The sequence below is a fragment of the Streptomyces sp. SID5785 genome (assembly GCF_009870065.1).
Taxonomy (GTDB): Bacteria; Actinomycetota; Actinomycetes; order Streptomycetales; family Streptomycetaceae; genus Streptomyces.
Window position 1 is genome coordinate 1 of sequence record NZ_WWIA01000183.1, and the last position, 8,519, is coordinate 8,519.

The window sequence follows — 8,519 nt, forward strand, 5'->3', positions numbered from 1 at the left end:
TGCCGCGCTCGTCGTCCTCGACGCGGACACGGCGCTGGCCGTCGGCGTCGCGGTGGCCTTCGGGGACGTGGGCGCGTGGTGCGGCGGCACGGCCCTGGGCCGCTCGGGTCCGCCGGCCCGGCCGCTCTCCGCGCTCTCCCCTCACAAGACCTGGGCCGGGGTCGTGGGCGCGGCCGCCGCGACGGCCGGCGCTCTCGCCGCGGTGGGGGCCTTCTCCCTCGTGCTGTGGGCCGCGGTACTGGCCGGCGCGGTGCTCGGCGACCTCGTCGAGTCGATGGTCAAGCGGGAGTCGGGCGTGAAGGACGCGGGCTCCTGGCTGCCGGGCTTCGGCGGCCTCCTCGACCGGATCGACTCCCTGCTCCTCGCGCTGCTCCTGGTGACGGCGGCGGGGGTGACGGCGTGACCGGGCCGGCGCGCGCGGCGGCGACACCGCGCACCGACCGGGCCGACCGAGCCGGCACCCGGCCGCGCGGTCCCGTGCCCGGCGGGTTCGCGGCGCGGGTGCGGCGCGGGCTGTGGCGCGGCGTGCTCACCGTCACGGGCGGGGTCGAGACGCGCGGGCGGCTGCCGCGGGGCGGCTGCGTCGTGGTCGCCAACCACACCTCGCACGCCGACACGGCCGCGCTCCTCGCCGCGCTCGACGCCCGGCACGCCCCGGCGATCGGGGCGGCGGCCGACTACTGGTTCGCGTCCCGGTTCCGGGCCCGGATCTGCCGGAGGCTCGCGGCCGGGTTCCCGGTGCGGCGCTCGGGCGGCGGCATGGACGACCTGCTCGCGCACGTGCCCGCGCTGCGGGCGGGCGGCGCGGTCGTCCTCTTCCCCGAGGGGACGCGCGGCCGGGACGGGGCGCTCGGGGCGTTCCACAAGGGGGCGCTGGTGCTGGCCAGGGAGGCGGGGGTGCCCGTCGTCCCGGTCGGCATCGCCGGGACCGGGCGGCTGCTGCCCAAGCACGGGCGGCTGCGTCCGGCGCTCGTCCGGGTGCGGATCGGCGCCCCGCTGCCGGCGGCCACGACCCCGCAGGCGGCGCGCGACGCGGTGGCAGCGCTGCACGACCGCACGGTCGCGGAGCCGCTCGCCGACTCCGCCGTCCGCAAGCGCGTGGCCCGTCTCGCCGGCTCCCGGCGGGGTCTCGTACTGGCCTTCGGCTGGGCGCTGGCGGAGGCCCTGAGCTGGCCGCTGATGCCGGAGCTGCTGCTCGCGGCGGTGTGCGTGGCGGCACCGCGCCGGGCCCTGAAACTGTCGCTGGCGGCGCTCGCCGGAAGCCTCGCGGGCGGCGTGCTCGCCCTCCAGCTGGCCGCGTCCGGCGTCGGGCTTCCCGCGCCCCTGACGACGGACCGGATGCGCACGGAGGTCCGGCACGAGCTGGTCGCGGAGGCCGCGGGCGCGGTGCGCCACCAGCCGTGGAACGGCATCCCGTTCAAGGTCTACGCGAAGGAGGCGGGTCACGCGCAGGTGCCGCCCGGCGACTTCCTCGCGGCGGCGGCCCGGGCCCGCGGCACCCGCACCCTCACGGTCGGTCTCGCCTTCGGCGCCTTCGGCTTCCTCGCCCACCGCCACCGGCGCCGCTACGGCACGTACCTGCTGCTGCTCGGCGGCGGCTTCACGGCGGGCCTGACGATGATCGTGACCGGGTGGGCCTGACCGGTACTCCCGGCTCCCGCCGGGTCCGGGGACGACACCGCCCCCGGCCGGGGTGGGGCCCAGGACCGGGGGCGGGAGCGCGGGGCGGGCCGTCGGGCCCGCCGGGCGGGCGTCAGCCCATGTGCGGGTACGTGTAGTCGGTCGGCGGGACCAGCGTCTCCTTGATGGCGCGGGTCAGCGTCCAGCGCATCAGGTTCTGCGGGGCGCCGGCCTTGTCGTTCGTACCGGAGGCGCGGCCGCCACCGAACGGCTGCTGGCCGACGACGGCGCCGGTCGACTTGTCGTTGATGTAGAAGTTGCCCGCGGCGTAGCGGAGCTTCTCCATCGTGGCCGCGGCGGCGGCGCGGTCGTTGGCGATGACCGAGCCGGTCAGCGCGTAGTCGGACGCCGACTCCATCTGCTCCAGCATGGCGTCGTACTGGTCGTCCTCGTAGACGTGGACGGCGAGGAACGGGCCGAAGTACTCGGTCTTGAAGACCTCGTTCTCCGGGTCCGAGCACTCGACGACGGTCGGGCGCACGAAGTAGCCGACGGAGTCGTCGTACGTGCCGCCCGCGATGATCGTGCAGCGGTCGTCGGCCTTGGCCCGGTCGATCGCGGCCTTGTTCTTGGCGAACGAGCGGTCGTCGATCAGGGCGCCGATGAAGTTCGACAGGTCGGTGACGTCACCCATCTTGATGGCGTCGACCTCGGCCGCGAACTCCTCCTTGAACCCGTCGTTCCAGATGGACGCCGGGACGTAGGCGCGCGAGGAGGCGGAGCACTTCTGGCCCTGGAACTCGAAGGAGCCGCGGGTCAGGGCCGTCTTGAGGACGGCGCGGTCGGCGCTCGGGTGGGCGACGACGAAGTCCTTGCCGCCGGTCTCGCCGACGAGGCGCGGGTAGGTGCGGTACTTCTCGATGTTGGTGCCGACCGTCTTCCACAGGTGCTGGAAGGTCTTGGTCGAGCCCGTGAAGTGGATGCCCGCGAGGTCACGGTGGTTGAGGGCCACCTCGGAGACGGCGAGGCCGTCGCCGGTCACCAGGTTGATGACGCCCTTGGGCAGGCCGGCCTCCTCCAGGAGCTGGAGGAGCAGGACGGCGGCGTGCGTCTGCGTCGGGGACGGCTTCCAGACCACCACGTTGCCCATGAGGGCGGGCGCGGTGGGCAGGTTGCCCGCGATGGCCGTGAAGTTGAACGGCGTGATCGCGTAGACGAAGCCCTCGAGCGGGCGGTGGTCCATGCGGTTCCACACGCCGGTCGAGTTCGCCGGCGGCTGCTCGGCGAGCAGGTTGCGGGCGTAGTGGACGTTGAAGCGCCAGAAGTCGACGAGCTCGCACGGGGTGTCGATCTCGGCCTGCTGGGCGGTCTTCGACTGGCCGAGCATCGTGGAGGCGGCCATGGTCTCGCGCCACGTGGTCGAGAGCAGCTCGGCGGCGCGCAGGATGATCGCGGCGCGGTCGTCGAAGGACATGGCGCGCCAGGCCGGGGCGGCGGCCAGGGCGGCGTCGACCGCGTCCTGGGCGTCCTGCTCGGTGGCGTTGGCGTACGTGCCGATGACGGCCTTGTGGTTGTGGGGCTGCACGACGTCGAAGCGCTCGCCGCCACCCATCCGACGGACACCGCCGATGGTGCAGGGCAGCTCGATCGGGTTCTCGGCCAGCTCCTTGAGCTTGGCCTCCAGGCGGGCACGCTCCGGGGATCCGGGGGCGTAACCGTGCACCGGCTCGTTCACCGGGGCGGGGACCTGGGTCACGGCGTCCAGGGTCATGGTTCCGTATCTCCTTCGGGGGTCGGGGAGTTACCGGGAGGTTCCGGGGTGGCGGGGTGGCGGTGGCGGCTGCGGCCGGGCTCAGTTCTTGGTGAGGATCGAGCGGCCGAAGAAGAGCAGGTTCGCGGGCTTCTCGGCGAGCCGGCGCATGAAGTAGCCGTACCAGTCGGTGCCGTACGCGGTGTAGACGCGCATGCGGTGTCCCTCGGCGGCGAGCCGCAGGTGCTCGTCGCTGCGGATGCCGTACAGCATCTGGAACTCGTACTCGTCGAGCTTGCGCCCGGCGCGCCGGGCGAGCTCCTGCGCGATGGAGATGAGGCGCGGGTCGTGGGACCCGATCATCGGGTACCCGTCCCCCTCCATGAGGATGCGCGTGATGCGGACATAGGCCTTGTCGATCTCGGCCTTGTCCTGGAACGCGACCTCGGCGGGCTCCTTGTAGGCGCCCTTCACGATGCGGACGCGGCTGCCGGCGGCGGCCAGGCGGCGGGCGTCGTCCTCGGTGCGGAAGAGGTAGGCCTGGATGACGCAGCCGGTCTGCGGGAAGTCCTTCCGCAGCTCCTCGTGGATGGCGAACATCGAGTCCAGGGTGGTGTGGTCCTCGGCGTCCAGCGTGACGGTCGTGCCGATCGCGGCGGCGGCCTCGACGACCGGGCGGACGTTGGCGAGGGCGAGCTCGTGGCCGCCCTCCAGCGCCTGTCCGAACATGGACAGCTTGACGGACATCTCGGCGCGGGTGCCGAGGCCCAGTTCCTTCAGGCGTCCGACGAGCTCGAGGTAGGCGTCGCGGGCGGCGGAGGCCTGCTCGGGGGTGGTGATGTCCTCCCCGACGACGTCGAGGGTGACCTCGAGGCCCTTCGCGGCGGCGTCCTCGATCACGGGCACGACGTCGTCGACGGACTCACCGGCGATGAACCGGTCGACGACCTGCTTGGTGCCCGGCGCCGCCGACACGAAGGAACGCATCTTGTCGCTGCGCGACGCGGCGAGGATCAAGGGAGCCAGCACGGGGCACCTCCACGAAGCGTGAGTTGTTGAGCGCACCGCCTCTTACGCGTAGCGCAACAAAGCACGACGAAACAGGAACGGCACGGAGAACCACCGTGAAATCTAAGGATCCCTCCGATCCTGTGCCATCGACAGCTGTCACGCATCTGTGGCCGCCACCTCAGACATCTGTATGAAGGGGCGGCCGGGGTGGGTGAGAATGGCGGGGTGAAGGGCGACTACCAGGAACTGGTCGACGAGATCTCGGCGCTGCTCGGCGCCCCGGCGACCCTCGAGAACCGGGACTTCCGGCTGATCGCGTTCGGTACGCAGATCAGCGGCGACGACAGCGACTTCGACGCGTCGGCGCTCGACCCGGTCCGCACCCGCTCGATCCTGACGCGGGGCTCCACGCCCGCCGTCCGCGCCTGGTTCGAGGGCTTCGGCATCGCCCGTGCCACGGAGCCCGTCCGCATCCCCGCGACCCCGGAGGCCGGGGTGTACCGCGGCCGCGTCTGCCTGCCCGTGCGCCACCGGGGCATCGTCCTCGGCTACGTGTGGCTGCTCGACGACGACCCGGGGCCGACGCAGGAGCAGCTCGACGCGGCGATGGAGGTGGCCGGCCGGATCGGCGCCCAGCTCGCCGACGAGGCGCAGGCGGGCGCCGACCTGACCCGCGAGTTCCACTCGGTGCTGACCGCCGAGCGGGGCTGGCAGCGCGACATGGCGGTGGCGGCGCTGCGCACGGCCCTCGGGGCGCGCGCGGAGGGCCTGCACACGGTGGTCTGCGTGGCGCCCTGGCCGTCGGCGGACCCGGACGACGCGCCCTCGGTCCGTACGCTGCCCGCGGCGGACGCGCTGTGCACGGTGCCCTGGGGTGCGACCGGGCAGTGCCTCGCGCTCCTGGTGCGGCTGCGCTCCTCGGAGGTGCTCACCCCCGCGCTGACGGCGGCGGCGAAGCTGCGCTCCCGCGCCGGTACGGCACCGGTGGCGGCCGGGGTCGGCGCGCCCCGCACCGATCTGGCGGAGCTCGCGGCGGCCTGGCAGGAGGCGACGGCCGCGACGCGCACGGCGCTGGCGGACCCGCGGCTCGGTCCTGACGCGCAGTGGTCGGAGATCGGGCCCTACCGGCTGCTGACCGCGCTGCCCGCGGAGGCCGCGCACGACCCGGTGATCGCGCCGCTGCTGGCGCCCGCGCACCGGCAGCTGGCGCACACCGCCGAGGTGTTCCTGGACTGCGCCGGGCAGGCGGGCCGGGCGGCCGCGGCCCTCGGCATCCACCGCCAGACCCTCTACTACCGCCTCTCGCGCGTCGAGCAGCTCACGGGGCTCGACCTGGACGAGGGCGAGGACCGGCTGCTGCTGCACATGGGGCTCAAGGCGTCCCGGCTGTGACCGGGGCCCGGCGGCTCAGCCGGCGGGCCGCTCCGTCTGCCGGGTCCCGTCGATCAGCCGCCGCATGCCCTCGGTCAGTTCGTCGGCGTCCGGCGCGGTCTCCGGGTCGAGCATGTACTGCGAGATGAGGCCGCTCATCAGCGTCATGTAGAGCTTGCCGAGGGTGTCGACGCTCGGGTCGTCCGCGTCCGGTTCCTCGCCGCCCTGGAACATGGGGATGACGCCGCTGCCGCCCTCGCGCTGGGACTTCGCCACGATGTCGCGCACGTCGGGCATCTTGTCCCGGATCACGACGAGTTCCATGCCGAGGTGCCAGATGGAGCCCGGCTTCCCCATCGCCTCGATGACGTTGGACCACACCTCGCGGAAGCGCTCCAGCGAGCCGTCGGGTGTGGTGAAGCCGCCGACGCCCTCGAAGTCGTCGGCGTGCTCCTCGACGAGGGCGAGGTAGGCCTGCGCGAGGAGCGCGTCCTTCGACCCGTAGTGGTATCCGATCGAGGCCAGGTTGGCCCCGGACTCCTTGACGATGTCGCGCGCGGTGGTGCGCGCGAAGCCCTTCTCCTGGAGGCAGCGCTTGGCGCCTTCGAGCAGGTCTTCCTTGTGTCCCATGGCTCCACCCTAACCAGATCCCAGACGACTGTCTTATACATTCGTTCTAGACAAGCGTATAAGACAGCCGTACAGTCACTGTCATGACGAACTCGCCGAGCACCACCTCCCCGTCCGCCGCCCGCGCGGGGCGCAAGGAATGGACCGCCCTCGCCGTCCTGATGCTGCCGCTGCTCCTCGTCTCCATGGACGTCTCGGTCCTCTACTTCGCGATCCCCGCGATCAGCGCGGACCTCCAGCCGACCGGCACCCAGCAGCTGTGGATCTTCGACATCTACGCGTTCGTGCTCGCCGGACTGCTCATGACGATGGGCTCGCTCGGCGACCGCATCGGCCGCCGCAGGCTCCTCCTGATCGGCGCCGCCGCGTTCGGCACGGCCTCCGCGGTGGCCGCGTACGCGAACAGCGCGGAGACCCTCATCGCGGCCCGCGCGCTCCTCGGGATCGGCGGCGCGACGCTCATGCCGTCCACCATGGCGATCATCCGCACGATGTTCACCGACGCCGGCCAGCGCGCGAAGGCGATCGGCCTGTGGTCGGCCGTGATGACCGGCGGCGTCGCGCTCGGCTCCGTGATGAGCGGCGTCCTCGTCGAGTACTTCTGGTGGGGCTCGGTCTTCCTGGTCAACCTGCCCGCGATGGTGCTGCTCCTCGTCCTCGGCCCGTTCCTGCTGCCGGAGTCCAGGAACCCCGAGCCCGGCCGCTTCGACCTCATGAGCGTGCCGCTGTCGATGGCCGCCGTGCTGCCCGTCATCTACGGCATCAAGGAGATCCCCTCCGAGGGCTGGGACGTGCGCTACGCCGCCTCGATCGCCGTGGGCCTGCTGTTCGCCGTCCTGTTCGTCCGGCGCCAGCGCACCGCGAAGTCCCCGCTGATCTCCCCCGCCCTGTTCCGCGGCCGCGGCTTCGCCCCCGCCGTCGTCCTGAACCTCGTCTCCTCCTTCGGCATGATGGGCTCGGCGTACTTCACCACGCAGTACCTGCAGTCCGTCCTGGGCAAGAGCCCCATGTCGGCCGCCCTGTGGTCGCTGCTGCCCACCGTCCTGGTCGGCGTCGCGGCCCCCGTCTCCGCCCAGCTCGTCGCCAAGGGCGTGCACCGCGCCCACGTCGTCGCCGGCGGGTTCACCGTCGCCGCCTGCGGCTACGGGATGCTGGCCCTCGCCGGCACCGACGCCCTGTGGCTCGTCCTGGCCGGCGCCGGCGTCCTCGCCTCCGGCATCGTCACCGTGATGTCCCAGATGATGGACCTGGCCCTCGGCACCGTCCCGGTCCGGCACTCCGGCTCGGCCGCATCGCTCCTGGAGACCGGCGCCGAGTTCGGCGGCGCCCTGGGCATGGCCGTCCTCGGCTCCATCGGCACCGCCGTCTACCGGCACGGCATCCCGTCCGACGCCCCGGCCGCCGCCCACGAGACGCTCGGCGGCGCGCTGGCCGTCGCGGGCGGGCTGCCCGGCGACGCGGGCCGGGCCCTGGCCTCCGTGGCGCGGCAGGCCTTCACCGACGGGATGCACGCGGCGGCCCTCGCCGGTGCGGTGCTGCTCGTCGCCGCCGCGGTCCTCGCCGTGACCACCCTGCGCACGATCCACGTCCGCGACGCACAGCCGGAGGGCGAGGCCGCACCCTCCGAGGCGGCACCGTCCGAGGCCGCACCCTCCGAGGCCGCACCGTCCGACGCGACCGCCGAGTCCGCAGATCCCGGACTGGCCCGGTCCGCCGAGGCGACGGCCTGAGCACCTGCCCCGCACGTCGCGCACCACCCCGCCCCCTGCCGGGCGGGCCGGAGGACACCGGCCCGCCCGGCACCGTCGCGCCCGCGGAAGGGCTCGCAAGAACGCCCAGGGAGAGAACGGGGAGCCGTGCCAGGATGGGCACGTGGCACAGACATTCGGTACGCCGTTCATCGGCCGCGGGGACGAACTCGCCCGCCTCACCGGCGTCCTCGACGGGGCCGCGGGCGGCGATCCGCGCGCCGTCCTCGTCGCCGGGGACGCGGGCGTCGGCAAGACCCGCACCCTGACGGAGGCCGCCGCGCACGCGGCCGCCTCCGGCACGACCGTCCTGACCGGCCACTGCGTGGACCTGGGCGACGTAGGCCTGCCGTACCTGCCGTTCACCGAGATCCTCGGCGCCGCGGCCA

Annotated in this window: 8 protein-coding genes; 5 read left to right on the top strand and 3 right to left on the bottom strand. The window is 73.4% G+C overall.

Translation table 11 applies throughout. From position 1 onward, the window contains the following. On the top strand, window positions 1-403 hold a 403-nt coding region (locus GTW43_RS05590), incomplete at its 5' end, for a phosphatidate cytidylyltransferase (RefSeq protein WP_161300503.1). Between the two features lie 74 nt (window positions 404-477). Continuing rightward, window positions 478-1,641: a lysophospholipid acyltransferase family protein gene (locus GTW43_RS05595; RefSeq protein WP_161300507.1), complete on the top strand. Its 1,164-nt coding sequence runs from the start codon at window positions 478-480 to the stop codon at window positions 1,639-1,641. Between the two features lie 112 nt (window positions 1,642-1,753). On the opposite strand, the gene pruA is transcribed toward GTW43_RS05595, so the two are convergent. Next, window positions 1,754-3,385, bottom strand: coding sequence for an L-glutamate gamma-semialdehyde dehydrogenase (gene pruA, locus GTW43_RS05600; protein ID WP_161300508.1), 1,632 nt, complete (start codon window positions 3,383-3,385; stop codon window positions 1,754-1,756). 87 nt (window positions 3,386-3,472) lie between these two features. Further along, window positions 3,473-4,399 carry a proline dehydrogenase family protein gene (locus tag GTW43_RS05605; protein ID WP_161300504.1) on the bottom strand — a complete coding sequence of 309 codons (927 nt, stop codon included), beginning with the start codon at window positions 4,397-4,399 and terminating at the stop codon, window positions 3,473-3,475. Window positions 4,400-4,588: 189 nt separating this feature from the next. Here GTW43_RS05605 and GTW43_RS05610 point away from each other — a divergent pair, with 189 nt between their 5' ends. After that, entirely contained in the window at window positions 4,589-5,773 is a 1,185-nt protein-coding gene (locus GTW43_RS05610) for a helix-turn-helix domain-containing protein (protein WP_343245912.1), read from the top strand. A gap of 15 nt (window positions 5,774-5,788) precedes the next feature. Here GTW43_RS05610 and GTW43_RS05615 read toward each other — a convergent pair whose 3' ends face one another. Further along, complete coding sequence (locus GTW43_RS05615) at window positions 5,789-6,382, bottom strand: TetR/AcrR family transcriptional regulator (protein WP_161300505.1); 594 nt, start codon at window positions 6,380-6,382, stop codon at window positions 5,789-5,791. An 83-nt stretch (window positions 6,383-6,465) separates the two neighbouring features. Between GTW43_RS05615 and GTW43_RS05620 the strand changes: the two genes are divergently transcribed. Beyond that, a complete protein-coding gene (locus GTW43_RS05620) occupies window positions 6,466-8,112 on the top strand; it encodes an MFS transporter (protein WP_237536427.1) in 1,647 nt (548 codons plus the stop codon). Window positions 8,113-8,254: 142 nt separating this feature from the next. Beyond that, window positions 8,255-8,519: ATP-binding protein (locus GTW43_RS05625; RefSeq protein ID WP_161300506.1), on the top strand; the 265-nt coding region annotated here is incomplete at its 3' end.